This window comes from Terrihabitans rhizophilus (assembly GCF_033898525.1).
Taxonomy (GTDB): domain Bacteria; phylum Pseudomonadota; class Alphaproteobacteria; order Rhizobiales; family Methylopilaceae; genus Flaviflagellibacter; species Flaviflagellibacter rhizophilus.
Genome location: NZ_JAXAFJ010000011.1, coordinates 49,055 through 64,501 on the forward strand (window position 1 = coordinate 49,055; position 15,447 = coordinate 64,501).

17 protein-coding genes and 1 pseudogene are annotated in these 15,447 nt (G+C 66.0%); 7 read left to right on the forward strand and 11 right to left on the reverse strand.

What is annotated here, in order from left to right; all coding sequences use genetic code 11:
- Positions 1-102 precede the first annotated feature (102 nt).
- The 4 genes and pseudogenes from SCD90_RS14860 (at position 103) to SCD90_RS14875 (ending at position 3,539) form a co-directional block, all read left to right on the forward strand.
- Positions 103-243, forward strand: coding sequence for a DUF3096 domain-containing protein (locus SCD90_RS14860; protein ID WP_319845485.1), 141 nt, complete (start codon positions 103-105; stop codon positions 241-243).
- A gap of 55 nt (positions 244-298) precedes the next feature.
- Complete coding sequence (locus SCD90_RS14865) at positions 299-646, forward strand: hypothetical protein (RefSeq protein WP_319845486.1); 348 nt, start codon at positions 299-301, stop codon at positions 644-646.
- Positions 647-858: 212 nt separating this feature from the next.
- Positions 859-2,460: pseudogene (locus SCD90_RS14870) on the forward strand (putative PEP-binding protein); the annotation flags it as partial.
- 83 nt (positions 2,461-2,543) lie between these two features.
- On the forward strand, positions 2,544-3,539 hold the full coding sequence (locus SCD90_RS14875) for a cell wall hydrolase (RefSeq protein ID WP_319845487.1): 996 nt from the start codon (positions 2,544-2,546) through the stop codon (positions 3,537-3,539).
- Here SCD90_RS14875 and SCD90_RS14880 read toward each other — a convergent pair.
- The 4 genes from SCD90_RS14880 to SCD90_RS14895 all read right to left on the reverse strand — a co-directional run bounded on the left by SCD90_RS14880 (position 3,536) and on the right by SCD90_RS14895 (position 6,669).
- The gene (locus tag SCD90_RS14880) at positions 3,536-4,420 is read right to left on the reverse strand and encodes a LysR family transcriptional regulator (protein WP_319845488.1); all 885 of its coding nucleotides are present in this window, start codon (positions 4,418-4,420) and stop codon (positions 3,536-3,538) included. The genes SCD90_RS14875 and SCD90_RS14880 overlap by 4 nt on opposite strands.
- 82 nt (positions 4,421-4,502) lie before the next feature.
- On the reverse strand, positions 4,503-5,456 hold the full coding sequence (locus tag SCD90_RS14885) for an NUDIX hydrolase (RefSeq protein ID WP_319845489.1): 954 nt from the start codon (positions 5,454-5,456) through the stop codon (positions 4,503-4,505).
- A gap of 21 nt (positions 5,457-5,477) precedes the next feature.
- Positions 5,478-6,077, reverse strand: coding sequence for an HD family hydrolase (locus tag SCD90_RS14890; RefSeq protein ID WP_319845490.1), 600 nt, complete (start codon positions 6,075-6,077; stop codon positions 5,478-5,480).
- A gap of 1 nt (position 6,078) precedes the next feature.
- Positions 6,079-6,669 carry a DNA-3-methyladenine glycosylase I gene (locus SCD90_RS14895; RefSeq protein WP_319845538.1) on the reverse strand — a complete coding sequence of 197 codons (591 nt, stop codon included), beginning with the start codon at positions 6,667-6,669 and terminating at the stop codon, positions 6,079-6,081.
- A 188-nt stretch (positions 6,670-6,857) separates the two neighbouring features.
- On the opposite strand from SCD90_RS14895, the gene queF reads away from it, so the two are divergent.
- Positions 6,858-7,316, forward strand: a complete 459-nt coding sequence (queF, locus tag SCD90_RS14900; RefSeq protein ID WP_319845491.1) for a preQ(1) synthase — start codon at positions 6,858-6,860, stop codon at positions 7,314-7,316.
- Positions 7,317-7,319: 3 nt separating this feature from the next.
- Here queF and ygfZ read toward each other — a convergent pair whose 3' ends face one another.
- Positions 7,320-8,192 (reverse strand): CAF17-like 4Fe-4S cluster assembly/insertion protein YgfZ, encoded by an 873-nt coding sequence (gene ygfZ / locus SCD90_RS14905; protein WP_319845492.1) that lies wholly within the window; start codon positions 8,190-8,192, stop codon positions 7,320-7,322.
- Positions 8,193-8,268: 76 nt separating this feature from the next.
- Between ygfZ and SCD90_RS14910 the strand changes: the two genes are divergently transcribed.
- The gene (locus SCD90_RS14910) at positions 8,269-9,603 is read left to right on the forward strand and encodes a dihydroorotase (protein WP_319845493.1); all 1,335 of its coding nucleotides are present in this window, start codon (positions 8,269-8,271) and stop codon (positions 9,601-9,603) included.
- Positions 9,604-9,621: 18 nt separating this feature from the next.
- Here SCD90_RS14910 and SCD90_RS14915 read toward each other — a convergent pair whose 3' ends face one another.
- Together SCD90_RS14915 and SCD90_RS14920 are read right to left on the reverse strand one after the other, a co-directional pair.
- On the reverse strand, positions 9,622-10,359 hold the full coding sequence (locus SCD90_RS14915) for a sensor histidine kinase (RefSeq protein ID WP_319845494.1): 738 nt from the start codon (positions 10,357-10,359) through the stop codon (positions 9,622-9,624).
- A gap of 102 nt (positions 10,360-10,461) precedes the next feature.
- Positions 10,462-11,049, reverse strand: coding sequence for a hypothetical protein (locus SCD90_RS14920; protein ID WP_319845495.1), 588 nt, complete (start codon positions 11,047-11,049; stop codon positions 10,462-10,464).
- Positions 11,050-11,181: 132 nt separating this feature from the next.
- On the opposite strand from SCD90_RS14920, the gene SCD90_RS14925 reads away from it, so the two are divergent.
- Positions 11,182-11,820: a LysE family translocator gene (locus SCD90_RS14925; protein WP_319845496.1), complete on the forward strand. Its 639-nt coding sequence runs from the start codon at positions 11,182-11,184 to the stop codon at positions 11,818-11,820.
- 2 nt (positions 11,821-11,822) lie between these two features.
- On the opposite strand, the gene SCD90_RS14930 is transcribed toward SCD90_RS14925, so the two are convergent.
- From SCD90_RS14930 to SCD90_RS14945, 4 genes are read right to left on the reverse strand one after another with little or no spacing between them, the layout of a single operon-like run.
- Positions 11,823-12,365 (reverse strand): TIGR02301 family protein, encoded by a 543-nt coding sequence (locus tag SCD90_RS14930; protein WP_319845497.1) that lies wholly within the window; start codon positions 12,363-12,365, stop codon positions 11,823-11,825.
- Positions 12,362-12,784 (reverse strand): NUDIX hydrolase, encoded by a 423-nt coding sequence (locus SCD90_RS14935; protein ID WP_319845498.1) that lies wholly within the window; start codon positions 12,782-12,784, stop codon positions 12,362-12,364. Before SCD90_RS14935 ends, SCD90_RS14930 begins: the two co-directional genes overlap by 4 nt.
- Entirely contained in the window at positions 12,781-14,223 is a 1,443-nt protein-coding gene (locus SCD90_RS14940; protein ID WP_319845499.1) for an FAD-binding oxidoreductase, read from the reverse strand. Before SCD90_RS14940 ends, SCD90_RS14935 begins: the two co-directional genes overlap by 4 nt.
- A gap of 40 nt (positions 14,224-14,263) precedes the next feature.
- Positions 14,264-15,214, reverse strand: coding sequence for an L-threonylcarbamoyladenylate synthase (locus SCD90_RS14945; protein ID WP_319845500.1), 951 nt, complete (start codon positions 15,212-15,214; stop codon positions 14,264-14,266).
- Positions 15,215-15,447 lie beyond the last annotated feature (233 nt).

Sequence of the window (15,447 nt, forward strand, 5' to 3'; positions counted from 1 at the left end):
GTGGGAACCTGCCGCCTTGCTGGCACGTTCATCAGCCGGACCGTCACGTCTCAGGCGTGATTTGCACGCTTATCGCCAGTGGTCCGGAAGAGGAATGAAGACTTGGAGATCAATTTCGTCACTCTGCAGCCGATTATCGCGTTGCTCGCTGGCGTGTTGATCCTGATCATGCCGCGTTTGCTCAACTACATCGTGGCAATCTACCTGATCTTCATTGGTCTTTCGGGACTTCTCGGGCGTTAAGCAAACCAACTGGCGCGGCTGTGGCCGACGCCCGACTACAGGAAAGGGAAACCAAATGAGCTACAACGATCCCAACGATCCGGCCCGCCGCACCAGCACGGACCCGCTGCATCCTGCAACCGCGAGCTCCACGGTCGTCGACCGTCGTGAAGGCGGTGGCATGTCCTGGTTCATCGTTGGCGCGCTGATCATTGCCGCCGGCGTCCTGGCATTCCTCTATTTCGGCAATGACACGAACACCGCCAGCAACACGGCGCCGACCACGACCGAGGGCGCGGCTGACACCGGCCGTGCAGCCACCGATACGGCACCTGCTGAAACCGCTCCGGCACCCGCAGCTCCCGCGACCCCGGCCGCCCCGGCTCCTGCTGCTCCGGCGGCTCCGGCCAACGGCGCCCAGTAAGGCTCGCCTTTCTCGGGAATAAATCGACGGCCGGTGCTCATTGCGCCGGCCGTAGTTCTTTGTGTGTTCATCTGCGCCCTGTCATGATCCGGCTACAGATGGACAGTTCGGTGTTCCGGATGGGCAGTGTGGACAGCGCGGGCGAACCACAAGAAGGCGACGGCCTGCGGCGGCGAGCCGGCGGAAGCATGCCACCGGCGCTTCCCTCCCGGGCACGGGTTCTGCTGCGGCACGCGGTTTCGGGTGCCGAGAAAGGCTTGATCTCGCGGGAAGAGGCCCTGCTGAGTATCCCTCCGCTGCTGCTCGACGAACTGCTCCACCCCACCATCGACCCGGATTTCCAGCGCTGCGTCATCGCCCGCGGCCTGCCCGCCTCGCCGGGCGCGGCCTGGGGACACATCGTCTTCTCGCCTAGCGAAGCCGAGCGGCTGGCAGGCGATGGATTGCGCGTCATCCTCGTCAGGGTGGAGACCAGCCCGGAAGACATCCATGGCATGCACGCCTCGGCCGGCATTCTGACCGCGCGCGGCGGCCGCACCAGCCACGCCGCCGTGGTGGCGCGCGGCATGGGCAAGCCCTGCGTCACCGGCGCAGGCGAGATCCGTGTCGACGAGCGTGCGGGCGTCATGTTCGCCGGCGGCATGGAGCTGAAGGCCGGGGCCATCATCACCCTAGACGGCACTGCGGGCCAGGTGCTGGAAGGCGTGGCGCCGATGACGGAACCGGAACTGCCGCCGGACTTCACGACCATCCTGGAATGGGCCGACGACGCACGAACCATGGGCGTGCGTTCCAATTCCGACACGCCGGGCGATGTTGCCGTTGCGCGTAGGCTCGGCGCGGAAGGCATCGGGCTCTGCCGCACCGAGCACATGTTCTTCGACGCGCAGCGCATCAGGGCCGTGCGCGAAATGATCCTGGCCGAAACCGAGGAACACCGCCGCTCATCGCTCGCCACCCTGCTGTCCGTCCAGCGCGGCGATTTTGCCGAGATCTTCAAGATCATGGCCGGCCTGCCGGTTACGATCAGGCTGCTGGACCCGCCGCTGCACGAATTCCTGCCGAAAACGGACGAAGACACGGCCGAGATCGCCCAGGCGCTCGGGATGTCGCCTGAGAAGATGCGCCGGCGGGCGAGCGAGCTCGACGAATTCAACCCGATGCTCGGCTTCCGCGGGTGCCGGCTCGCCATCGCTTACCCAGAGATCGTGGAGATGCAGGCTCGCGCGATCTTCGAGGCTGCCGTGATGGTGGAGCGGGAGACGGGCACGGCCGTGAAGCTGGAGATCATGGTGCCGCTGGTGTCCATGCGCACCGAGCTTGACCTCGTAAAGTTGCACATCGACGCCACGGCCGGCGCCGTCGAGACCGAGATGCGCGCGAGGATAGGCTATCAGGTCGGCACCATGATCGAGTTGCCGCGTGCCGCGCTCTGCGCGGCCGACATCGCGCGCACGGCCGACTTCTTCTCGTTCGGCACCAACGACCTGACGCAGACGGTTTTTGGAATGTCACGCGACGATGCCGGCACGTTCCTGGGCGCCTACATCCTGAAGGGCATTCTGCCGAACGACCCATTCACCTCCATCGATGTGGAAGGCGTGGGAGAGCTGGTCGCCATTGCTGCCGAACGCGGGCGCCGCACGCGCCCCGACCTGAAGCTCGGCCTGTGCGGCGAACATGGCGGGGATCCCGCCTCCATCGCCTTCTGCCAGTCGATCGGCCTCTCCTACGTGTCGTGTTCTCCCTACCGGGTGCCGATTGCCCGGCTGGCCGCCGCGCAGGCGGCCCTGCGAGCAAAGCAGGCCGCTTAACCCGTTCCTAACCTTAAGCCGCGATAACCATCCGGGTGTTGCTGTTGCGCCGCTATCGAAGGCGGCGCGCCCGGAAGGACCGCATGACCGCTCGTCGCGCCACGATCCTCAAATTCGGCCTTGCCCTCGGCGCGGCCGTGCTGTTCCCCAGCATCATAGGGTTCGCAGACGCCGCGGCTCTCGGGAATGCGCAGGTCGACGCAGGCGACCGCTGGCGCAGCTATCTGACGGCCGCGCCGCCGCGCCATGCCGTCGAGGCTGTTGCGCTGGACGCCTTCGATTTCGGCCTTCCCGCAGCGTCGCTGAACGAGCCGGCCGGGTTTGTGGTGGCTTATGCGCCTCTGGAGGGCCACGACGAAGCCGCCGGCAAGGCCATTGCCGAACGCCACAACCTGCCAAAGGCTGTCGCATCGAGGTTCGCCTTTGCGCAACCGGCCATCGCGCCCGCCCGATCCGAACCGCCGGCACACGACCTGCCGGAGGCGGTGCGCGCCGGACGAGGGGCGACCATTGGCGGCGCGACGCCGGCGCCGCTCTTCCTTAACGCGTCGATCACGCCGAACGAAGCCTTTCCCTCCTCGATCGCCGCTCCGGCTCCTCTGGTGCTGGCGCCGAGCACGCGGCTCTCGGCTGCCACCATGCTGGGGCTGGACGAGAAGGAACTGGTGCGGTCCAAGAAGTGCCTGGCCGAGGCTGTCTATTTCGAGGCACGGGGTGAGCCGGAGCGCGGGCAATATGCCGTCGCGCAGGTGGTCATGAACCGCACCCGCTCGCCCTATTATCCCAACGATGTGTGCGGCGTCGTCTACGAGAACAAGAACAAGCGCAACGCTTGCCAGTTCTCCTTTGCGTGCGATGGAATTCCGGACCGCATCTTCGATCGCACAGCTTATGCATTGGCGCAGGACATCGCGGAAGATGTGCTGGTGAACGGGGCTTATCTGCCTGATATCGGCACCGCCACCCATTACCATGCGACCTATGTCCGGCCGCACTGGATCCGCGACATGATCAAGGAAGAGAAGCTGGGCAGCCACATCTTCTACCGTGTCCGCAACTGGTCCGAGGAAGGCGTTTAGTCTTCGCGGCACTCGAAGTGGCCGCGCATCTTCTGCAGATCGCTCCCGACCACGTCGAGGAAGGTCCGCACCCGGGCACTGCTGCGGATATCCGGATGGGTGAGGAGCCACAGGCCGGCCTCGATGTTGCGCTCGATGGGCAGCAGGCGCTTCAGCCCCAGTTGTGAGCCGATATAGCAGGGCAGGGGGCCGATCCCGATGCCGGCCTCGATGGCCTCGGCCAATCCAAGAACGCTGCTCAGCGCATAGACCTGATTTTCCTCCGGAACCGTGTCCCGGATGGTGCGCATGATGCGGATCGATGTCAGGTTCTCGCCCGGCAGCACCCACATGCGATCCCGCAAATCGGCGATTGTCTCGGCCTGCGCTTCTTCCGCACGGCCGTAGACGCTCCACACGATGTCGGCGATGCGCCGGCCGACGAGGGTTTCGGGCGGGGACGAGGTCGCGCGGATGGCGATGTCGGCGTCTCGCCGGGAGAGGTTCAGCGCCTCGTTGCTGCTGACGATGTCGAGCCGAATCTGGGGGTATGCCTGCCGAAAGCGGGCGAGGATCGGTGTCAGGGTGTAGTTGAGCAGCGCATCGTTGGTCGTGATGCGCAGGTCGCCCGAGGGCTTCAGATCCTGCCCCGCAATGCGCCGTTCGAACGCAACCACGTCATCGGCCATGCGGGTGGCGAGGCCCACCATTTCCTCGCCAGCCGCCGTGAGCGTATAGCCGCCGCGCTTCCTGTCGAACAGCCGCGCCCCGAGCCTCCCCTCAAGCGCGCCCAATCGGCGGAACACCGTGGACGTGTTCACACCGAGACGGTCTCCAGCCCCGGCGAGCGAGCGCATGTCGGCCACCGCTTTCACAAGCCTGAAGTCATCCCACGCCAGCAATGCCCGCCTCCGGATTGCGCCGATGCACGACCCTATCAGCGGCGGTGCACAATGTCGTGCAAGCTAACGTCGGCAGAAAGGATCAGGCGCGGGTGCCCAGCCGCAGCCCGGCCGGCCGCTCGGCCACCACTTCCCGGCGAAAGCGGAACAATTGAGCGGGACGGCCGCCGGTCTCCGTCGAACTGGCGCCTGTCGGCTCCACCAGTTCGCCGGCCTCGACCAGACGGTGGAAGTTCTGCTTGTGCAGATGGCGTCCCGATATCGCCTCCACCGTGCGCTGCAGCTCCGTGAGGGTGAAGGTCTCCGGCATCAGTTCGAACACGACCGGCCGGTATTTAAGCTTCGCCCGCAAGCGTCCCATGGCAGTCGCAAGGATACGGCGGTGGTCGAACCTCATCGAACGCCCAAGATGCCGGACGTCGTGCCGCGCCAAGGCGGCCTTGCGCCCATCGCGGCGGGACTCTTCCACAAGGCCGGCCTCGTACATCAGTTCGTATCGATCGAGCACCTTCTCCTCATCCCATTCCCCACCCCGGCCAAAAGCGAGCTGGAAGCGCGCGCGGCGATCCGTCGGTGAGGTGCCGCTCTCCTGGGACCAGGTGTTCAGCAGGGGCATCAGGTAATCGAGCAGCGCGGGCGGACCGTCGCGCCAGTCCTCCCATGGGAAGTGATCGTACCAGGGATGGAAGCCGGCCTTTGCGGACGTGCCCGCGGCGTCGGTTCGCCGCGTCAGCGCCAGATAACCGACCGAGACGATGTGCGGCCCGGCATCACCGGCGCGCATGTGCCGGCCACGGTCCCCGAAGGTGTACAATTGCTCGACATAACCGACATCCAGCGCCGTCTGCTCCCGTACCCAGGAGCGCAGTCCCATCTCAAAGGTCCTGTGCTGGCGCGGATCGAAGGGACCGGACGGCAGCCCGGCGTCGGTTTCCGGCGCCGCTGCCTCTGTTACGAGGACGCACGGCGCGCCAGCCTCCATCGCGACGATTGCTGCGGTGAGGTTGATCTCGAGGGAAGTCCCGGCACCGCTCATGGCATGCACCCTAACATGGCATCAGGGGCAGGCGGGGCCGCAGAGGACGCGAAAGCGGGCCAGGAAACGTGCGGACGCGACATCCGCCGTCCAAGGTTCCATGTCGGAATCCGCCGGTATGCCTTGGGGCCTGCCGAAGAAGCGCCGGGCCTCATCATGGCCGAAGCCGGCAAGCTGGGTCGCTTCCAGATAGGCCGCCGCCTGGTCGGCCCGCTTCAGCACCTTCCGGTGCACCTCCGGCAGATCGGGCGGAAGGCCGAAGCGGATGTGGATGGCCCGCATGAGCCGCAGTTCGACATCCTTGTAGGAGGAGCCCAGCACGGCCTTGAAAGGGCTGATGATGTCCGAAACCACGTATTCCGGAGCATCGTGGAGCAGGATGGCCAGCCGCCAGCGGTCGGAGAGATCCGGCTTCAGTGCCCGGGCGATCTGCTCCACCAAGACGGAATGCTGCGCGACGGAGAAGATGTTTGCGCCGCGCGTCTGCCCGTTCCAGCGCGGGACGCGGGCCAGCCCGTGGGCGATGTCGTCGATCTCGATGTCCAGCGGCGACGGGTCGAGCAGGTCGAGCCGACGGCCCGAGAGCATGCGCTGCCAGGCGCGGGGAGGGGCATCGACCATGTCAGCGAGCCAGAGCCGCAACGTCTTCGTGGCGGAAGCAGCCCGTGAGGTGGTCGTTGACCATGCCCGTGGCCTGCATGAACGCGTAGACGATGGTGGGACCGCAGAATTTGACGCCACGCCGTTTCAATTCGCGTGACATCCGCCGCGCCAGCTCGGTCTCCGTGGGCACCTCTGAACGGTCGCCGAAGCAGTTTTGCACCGGCGCGTCGCCCACCATGCTCCACAGCACCGAGGAAAAGCCGCAGCCCTCGTCCATGATGTCGAGCCAAGCCCTTGCCGAAAGCACGGCACCTTCGATCTTCATGCGGTTGCGAACAATACCGGCGTCATTCATCAGCGCCGCGATCTTCGCCTCGTCATAGGCCGCGATCTTCTCAGGCGCGAAACCGTCGAAGGCAGCGCGGAAGTTCTCGCGCTTGCGCAAAATGGTGATCCACGAGAGGCCGGCCTGGAAGCCATCGAGGATCAGCTTTTCGAAGAGGGCGCGGTCGTCATATTCCGGAACGCCCCAGTCCTCGTCGTGATAGGCGAGGTAGAGAGGGTCCGTTCCCGGCCAATGGCAGCGGCAACGCCCATCGGGGCACAGCATCGCACTCACGATTGCGCGCCCGCCCGACCGGCGCGCTTGACCCGCCCGAGCGTGGCGTGGTGCATGCCCGCGATCTGTCGGCTCATCGTGTGCGAAGCATGGATCGTGACGCGCATGTGAGCCGATAATTCGCAGCAATCCGGCAGGGTTTCAACCCGCGCCAAATCTGCGTTTGAACGTTTCCGAGGATGGACATGACAGGTGAAGGCCTTCAGCTCGGCCGTGTGAGCGGCGTTCCGCAATCGCCCGAGGAAGCCGTCCTGGACCGGGTGCCCAATGCACATCCCGGCACCCACTACGTTGCGCGGTTCACCTGCCCGGAATTCACGGCGCTGTGCCCGGTCACCGGCCAGCCGGATTTCGCCACGCTCGTCATCGACTACGTGCCGGATCGCTTCCTGCTGGAATCGAAATCGCTGAAGCTGTTCCTGTTCTCGTTCCGCAATCATGGCTCGTTCCATGAGAGCTGCACGGTGGAGATCGGCAAGCGCATCGTAGACCTGATCCAGCCGGTCTGGTTCAGGATCGGCGGTTACTGGTATCCGCGCGGTGGCATCCCCATCGATGTGTTCTGGCAGCACGGGACCTTGCCGGAAGGCGTATGGGCACCTGATCAGGGCGTGGCGAACTACAAGGGGCGTGGCTGAAGCCTACTGCGCGGCTTCCGGCAGTGGATCGCCCGGGAACCGGAACTGCGCCCAGGAGGGCCGCTGCAGGGTCAGCGAGGCTTCACCCGCGCGGATCGGCTCGCCCGCGTTCAGCACATCCTCGGCCCGGTCGAGGCGGAGAGTAGCGAGGCCCTGAGTTCCGCTGACCGAGCCCAGCTTGCCCAGAGAGCGTTCGCCGGCTGTGATCTCCGATCCGGGCTCTGCCGGTCCTGTGATCGCCACCGGCACGATGCGCGTGCGCGCCGTGCCGCGATGCTGCATGCGGCTGACGATTTCCTGCCCGATATAGCAGCCCTTGCGGAAGTCCACGCCGCCGAACTGGTCCATGTCCGCTTCGTGCGGGAACGCGTCGCCAAATGCGAAATCCTTCCCGCCCTCGGGAACGCCAAGCCCGATGCGGTGCGCGTGATACTCCGCTTCCGACACCTGTTCGACTTCATGTTCAGCAAGAAGATGAAGGTCGTCGGGTGCCATAATCGCCCGCCACCCCAAGGCGCTCAGGCGGGGATCGGCGAATGTCATGGTTAATACGGGAGGGGCTTCGCCTCCAAAAAGCGAAACGACAGCAAGGTCTTCGATGGTTAACGTCACCTTCGCTCTGAGCTTGTAGAGCATCAGGCGTTTGCGCAGTTCCTCGGCCTGTCCCGCCCTGACGTCGAGAAGGAAGCCGTCCGCCTGTCCGACGACGAAGAAGTCCGCGATGATCTTGCCCTGCGGAGTCAGCAGCGCCGAATAGCGCGCGTTTCCCGGCTCAAGCGTTCCCACGGACGAGGTGACGAGATTGTTCAGGAAGTGCGGCGCCTCCGGCCCCTGGATGCGCAGGACCGAACGATCGGTAAGAATTGCGGCTTTCACGGCAGCACCTTTGCTTGCGCGGCGAGGCTGCGGAACGTAATCCCGGTGCCGCAGGCTCACAAGGGCAGGGATGGACATGGCCGAGACCTTCGACACCGTTTTCCGTGGCGGCACCATCGTCAATCAGGATGGTCCTCACCGGGCCGATCTCGGGGTTCGTGACGGCCGCATCGCCCTGATCGGCGAGCTCGGCGCGGCGTCCGCCGGCGAGGTGGTGGACTGCACGGGGCTGCACCTGCTGCCCGGCGTCATCGACACGCAGGTTCACTTCCGCGAGCCCGGCCCCACCCACAAGGAAGACCTGGAGAGCGGATCGCGCGCGGCGGTCATGGGCGGCGTGACGGCTGTGTTCGAGATGCCGAACACCAATCCACTGACTATCACGGCCGAGGCGCTGGAGGACAAGCTGTCCCGCGCCAGGGGCCGCATGCACTGCGACCACGCCTTCTTCATCGGCGGCACGCATGACAACGTCGCCGATCTGCCGGAGCTGGAGCGTCTGCCGGGCTGCGCCGGCGTGAAGGTCTTCATGGGCTCGTCCACCGGCTCGCTTCTTGTCGATGATGATCCCGGCGTTCGGGCCATCCTCTCCGTGATCCGCCGTCGTGCGGCCTTCCACTCGGAGGACGAGGGACGGCTCAATGCACGCAAGGGCGAGCGCGTGCCCGGCGATCCCGCGAGCCATCCTGTCTGGCGCGACGCCGAGGCGGCCCTGATGTGCACCGAGCGGCTGGTGCGCATCGCCCGGGAGACGGGTGCGCGCATCCACGTGCTGCACATCTCCACCGCCGAGGAGATGCGCTTCCTCGCCGGTCACAAGGACGTGGCTACGGTGGAGACGACGCCGCACCACCTGACCCTGACCGATGAGCTCTACGCCACACTCGGCACCAAGCTGCAGATGAACCCGCCGGTTCGGTCGGCCGAGCACAGGGCCGGCATATGGTGGGGGCTGGAGCAGGGAGTGGTGGACGTTCTCGGCTCCGATCATGCCCCCCACACCCTTGAGGAGAAGGCGAAGCCTTATCCTGACTCGCCCTCGGGCATGACGGGCGTTCAGACTTTGGTTCCGGTGATGCTCGACCATGTCGCCGCGGGCCGGCTTAGCCTGGAGCGCTTTGTCGATCTGTCGAGTGCGGGACCCGCACGCATCTTCAACATCGCCGGCAAGGGCCGCCTCGCGGCCGGCTATGATGCCGACATCACGGTCGTGGACCTCAAGCGGCGAGAAACGATCCGCGACAGCTGGATCGCGTCCAAGCCGGGCTGGACTCCATATGACGCCGTTGAAGTGACCGGCTGGCCGGTCGGCACTGTTGTGCGTGGCCATCGCGTCATGTGGGAGGGCGAACTGCACGACCCTGCGAAGGGAGCGCCCGTCCGCTTCATGGAAACACTGCCGCGCGCATAGCGGTCGGCTGGCGCCCGCTCAATCGTGAGCGGGCGGTGGGGGCGGCGCGACTGAGATGTTGACCCAGAAGACTGCGCCGCCGCCGTCAGCGTTCCGCGCCCCGGCTTCGCCACCGAGGCTGCTGGCGACGAAACGGACGAGGCGCATGCCGAGCCCCTTCACGCGCGCCATGTCGAAATTCTCGGGCAGGCCGTCGCCGGTGTCGCTGACTTCGAGGACCAGGCGCTCATCCGGCTGTTTGCGAGCATGGATGCTAATGCAGCATGGCGAGCCCAGGCGGTGCGTGTGCTTGAAGGCATTGGTGACGAACTCGTTCACCACCAGACCGAGCTTGGAAACATGATCGGTCGGCAGGCGCATGCGCTCGCAATCGACCTCGATGGTGAAGGTCTGCTCGCCCTCGTTCTGCAGCATCGAGGATGACAGGTCGTTGCTGAGTTCGCGCAGATATTGCGAGAACTCGATGGTCCGCATGTCGCCGGAGCGATAGAGGCGACCATGGACGTGCTGGATCGAACCCAGGCGCAAGCCTGCCTTTTCCAGCGACTCGCGGGTGTGCAGGTCTTCCTCCTGGTGCGCCTGCATGCGCAGCATGCTGGACGCAAGCTGGAGGCTGTTCGCCACGCGGTGATTGACTTCGCGCATCAGGAGGTCGCGCTGGCGCAATTCCTCCTCATGATGGGCGATCAGTGCCCGGAGTTCTTCGATCTCCACGAGGGGATCGGTGCCAGTGACTGCTCGCGCAGAGTTCGGCATAACTCTTTCTCCTTCTGGCAGCGGGTAATGTTCGCAGACAAACCCGGGAGCGTAAACAGCACGGCACGTACAATCCGGTGATCGACGCGACCGCACCCAGACCTAGTCGCCGGCGACGAAGAAGTGCCAGACGCCGTCCGGGCCGATGCCGACCCGGTAGAAATTATAGGCGCCGAATTCCCGCATTTCTTTGACCTCGAAGGCTGTCACGATCCGGTACAGTTCGAGGGTCTGCGACGGGGTCAAAGCGTCCAGTGGATACTGCGCGAAGTACGGCCAGACATACATTTCCTGCGGCGTGCCCTTGTCGACATGGACGTAGCCGGCTTCCAGCACCTCGGCGAGAATGGCCATGAGCTCGACGCCCGATCCGTCGCCGGTTTCCGCCTTGAGCGCTTCGATGGGGTCGCTCTGCCCTTCCTCGACGAAGGAGAAGGCCGGCGGCATCTCGTTGCTCTGGATGGCGACGCGCAGCTTTTCCGGTTCACCGGACAATGCCGCCTCAAGGATGCGCTCGCGCATCTGGCGTACAGGTTCGGGCAGCAGTCCGGGATCGTACAGCACTTCGGGCCGTACCGCCGTTTCCGCAGCCGGCGTGGTTTGGACTTCGGGCTCGGTTGCGGCCTGTGCGAAGGCAGGTACCGGAAGAACAAGCGGAAGCAGGGCGATCGTCGCCTTGACCAGACGCATGGTGAACCTCGGAGCAGCGGATGGAGTTGGCATGGTAGCGGCTTTCCGTCGACATCGCGAGTTGATGACGTGGAGCGGCTGAACTATCAGGCTCCCGGCGGCGGATCCGGTTCCGCCTTTTAAGAGGTGTGCGTGCTCGACTGGTCTCTGGTCGGAATCGGTCTGGCGGTCGGCATCGCGGTCGCGGCGCCGGTAGGGCCCATCAACATCATGGTGATCCATCGCGGCGTGCGCGGCGGCTTCTGGCCGGCCTTGTCGGGTGGTCTGGGCGCGACTTTGGGCGACGGTCTCTACGCCGCCATCGCGGCGTTCGGCATCAGCGCGATATCGGACCTGATCGAAGGGCAGCAGGACACGGCAAAGTTCATCGGCGGCGTGCTGCTGGTGCTCTTCGGCCTGAGCCTCATCCTTCGTCGCCCAAATGCCGATGGCGGGCTCAAGAACGATACCCGGCTCAGCCAGGCCGGGGCGGCGGCGGCCGGCTTCGTGCTGGCACTGGCGAATGTCGCCACCCTGTTCGCGATGGCCGCCCTCTTCAGCGGCATCGAGGAGCTTCAGGACCCGAGCGGGCATGTCGCCGCGGCTCTGATCCTGACCATCTCGGTGATCGCCGGCAGCGGTCTTTGGGTGCTGGCGCTGGCGAGCCTCGTCAGCCGCTACCGGACGCAGCTTGGAGGCCGCTGGCTGCGCCTCATCAACGCCGGCTCGGGTCTCGCGCTTGCCACTTGCGGCATCCTGCTGCTGGCGGATGCCGTCTTCCAGCTCTGGTAGGGCTAGTAGCCGTGGCGCGTGGTGATGTCGCGCGCGAGCTTGCTGCCTTCCTCGAGATAGCGCCGCACGACGGTGCGTGCTGAGGGCGTGCAGGTGCGATAGGTGAGCTGGAAGCCCTGATAACCGCTGTTGAAGGCCCCCGCGAGGCGCTCGCGTGCATCCTGCGGACCGGCTTCCGCCTGCATCAACTCGTTCATCTTGTCGCGCCAGACAGGTCCGTCGCCGGCACCACACAGCGGCCGCAGATAGTGCAGCGCGCCCATGATCTCTCCGAGCCGCTGCATGTCCTTCTCATAGGGCGCTGGCGGCAGCGGTTTAGGCGGCGCAGCGACGACCGGCGGAGGAGGTGGCGCGACAGGCTTGGGCTTCGGCGGCGCGGCGCGCTCCCGAGGTGCACGTGGCGGGGGCGGGGCCGGCGGGGGCGCCTGCTCCTCGCGGGGCCGGCGACGGAAAAAGTCCCAGATGCCCTGCGCCTGCGCGCTCTCCGGCACCGCAAGGAGACTTGCTGCGTACAACGCGACGAGGAGAAGGGGACGGGCGATCAAGGCTGCGCCCTGCGCTCCACGAGGCGCGCGGCGCTTGCAACGATGCGGTGCAGATCGTCGGTCACTGGCAGATCGTCGAGCGTCTCGGGATCGGCCCAGCAGATGGCGGAAGCTTCCGGCCCGGTCTGGGGCTCGCCCGAAAGCCAGACCCCGGCAAAGGCCATGACCACGAAATGGTAGGCGGAGCCTTCGCGAGGCATCACCTCGACGATGCCGGCAAGATCGATGATCTCTGCCTTCACGGCGACTTCCTCGTCCAGTTCTCGAAGAGCAGCTTCGGCCATGCGCTCGCCGTGCTCCAGCCGCCCGCCGGGCAGAGACCAGAGGCCTTGCAGGGCGCCCACAGCACGTTGCGCGAGGAGAACGCGGCCGTCACGAAACACTGCCGTGGAGACGCCGATTTCAGGACGTTTGTTCATGGCGTTGTCCTAGACGCGCGATCCGGCACCGGCAAGACGATGCCGGGGTTCATGATGCCGGCAGGATCGAGCAGGCGCTTCATGGAACGCATGAGGTCGAGTTCCACCGGATCCTTTACGTCGGGGAGGAGGTCCCGCTTCAGTCGCCCGATGCCGTGTTCGGCTGCGATGGAGCCGTTGAAGCGCTTCACCACCGCATGCACTGCGGCGTTCATCTCGTCCCAGCGGGCGAGGAAGTCTTTGCCGTCGGCGCCGTCCGGTTGAGTGATGTTGAAGTGGATGTTGCCATCGCCGAGATGGCCGAAAGGGACGGGACGGCAGCCCGGTAAGGTCGCGAGAGCGGCGAGGCCTGCTTCGTGGATGAAGGCCGGCACATCGGACACCGGCACAGACACGTCGTGCTTGATGGAGGCCCCGGCGAGTTTCTGCGAATCCGACATGGACTCGCGCAGCGTCCATAGGCGTGCGGCTTCCTTCGGCTCGGTCGTGGTGACATACTCCGCAGCTTCGCCGGCCAGAACCGCGTCTGCGAGAACCGCCTGCATCACGGTCGAGAGACCTGGCCCCACCGGGGAGGACAGTTCCAGCAGCACGTACCAGGCGTGCGGCGCGCGCAGGGGATCCGGCGCGCCACTGTGGCGCGATGCGAGTTCCAGCCCGAAGCGGGGCAGGATCTCTGCGGCTGTGAGCGATGGACCAGCTGCGGCGCGCGCCCGACGGAACAGGGCGAGCGCGGCCTCGGGCGACGGGACGCCGGCGAGCGCGGTTGCGCGGGACCGGATGCGCGGAAAAAGCTTCAGCGCCGCCGCGGTGACGATGCCGAGCGTGCCTTCCGCGCCGATGAAGAGGTGCTTGAGATCGTAGCCGGTGTTGTCCTTGCGCAGCGTGCGAAGCCCGTTCCAGATCCGGCCGTCGGGAAGAACCACTTCCAGCCCGAGGACGAGGTCCCGCATATTGCCGTAGGCCAGCACCGCGAGGCCGCCGGCATTGCTGCCGATATTGCCGCCAACCGTGCAGCGCCGCTCGGAGGCAAGGCTGAGAGGGAAGTGGCGATCCACTGCCTCGGCGGCGGCATGAACCTGTTCGAGCGTGGCTCCGGCTTCAAGGACGAGCGTGTTGCCGTCGGGATCGACCGAGCGAACGCGGTTCATGCGCGTGATCGACAAGACGATGGCGCGCCCGGTTTTGTCCGGCACACTGCCGCCGACGAGCCCCGTGTTCCCGCCCTGCGGCACGATGGGTACGCCATGTTCGGCGGCGAGGCGGACGACCTCGGCGACCTCGGCGGTCGATCCGGGGAGAACGACCGCCTGCGCGCGTCCGTGGAACAGCCCGCGCCAGTCGTCGAGATAGCGAGCGGGATCGGCATCCGGTGCGAGGACGTGTTCGGCCCCGACAATGGCCGCGAGGGTCTGGAGGAAAGCTTTATCGGCGCTCATGCCCACACCTAAGCCGGGGATTGCATCAGAGAAAGGGCGATCAGCGCAGCGCCGCCCGTGCCAGCCGGTCGTTGATGGCCTCGCCGAGCCCCGTCATCGGGATGGCGGCAACCGCGATCGCGGAGGGGGAGAGAGCATCGAGTTCACGGAGATAGGCGAACAGATTGGCCGCTGCTTCGGCCAGATCGCCGGAAGGGCTGAGATTGAGGTGCGCAACGCCGTGCCCGCCAAGGCCGGCCTCGGGGCCGAAACCAAGCCAGGCTTCGCCTTCCTCGGCATCTTCGGCCTTGAGCCTAACGCGTGCGTCCGGGGCGTAATGCTGCGCCAGCATGCCGGGCGCCAGAACCTCATCCGGCTTGTCCGCTAGCCGCTCGCCCAGCACCTCCTCGATGTCCCGACGCGAGAGGCCTCCCGGCCGGAGCATGCGGACCGGCTCGTCCGGAAGGCACAGGATGACGGTCGATTCGACGCCGATCTGCGTGGGTCCACCATCAAGGATGACGCGCACGAACTCGCCCAGGTCGTCAGCCACGTGACCCGCACGGGTGGGGCTCACATGCCCCGAACGATTGGCGGACGGTGCCACGACAGGACCGCCGAACTCAGTCAGCAGCGCGCGCGCGACCGGATGGGACGGGACCCGCAGGGCCACGGTGGGCAGGCCAGCGCGGGCGAGGTCGTGGACCGGACAGTTTTCGCTCGCCGGCACGACAAGGGTGAGGGGACCCGGCCAGAATGCCCGCGCCAGCTTCTGGGAACGCGTGTCGAAGCGCCCAAGCGCCAGCGCCTGCTCAGTCTCCGCGACATGGGCGATCAAGGGGTTGAACCGAGGGCGTCCCTTGGCCTTGTAGATGGACGCGACTGCACGGCCATTGGTGGCGTCGGCGCCGAGGCCGTAGACCGTCTCGGTTGGAAAGGCCACTAGACCGCCATCGCTCAAGGCCTGCGCGGCGTTTGCGATGAGGCGTGCGGCTTCGGGCTCGGATGTCATGCGCGGAAGATAGAACAGTGCGCGATGCTGTGGAACGGCGGCATGAAAAAAGCCGCCCCTGAGGACGGCTTTCCTGAAATGAAATGCCCAGGCTCCGGCAGCAGCGCGCGCGCCTCTTCAGGCACACAATTCGCCGCCAACTACGGGCCTGGGCAGATTGTCTCCCACCAGAAGGCCGCTTTCGCGGCCGGAGGCTAGGACCGGTCGGAGTACATCCGTCCGTCCCGGTCCGG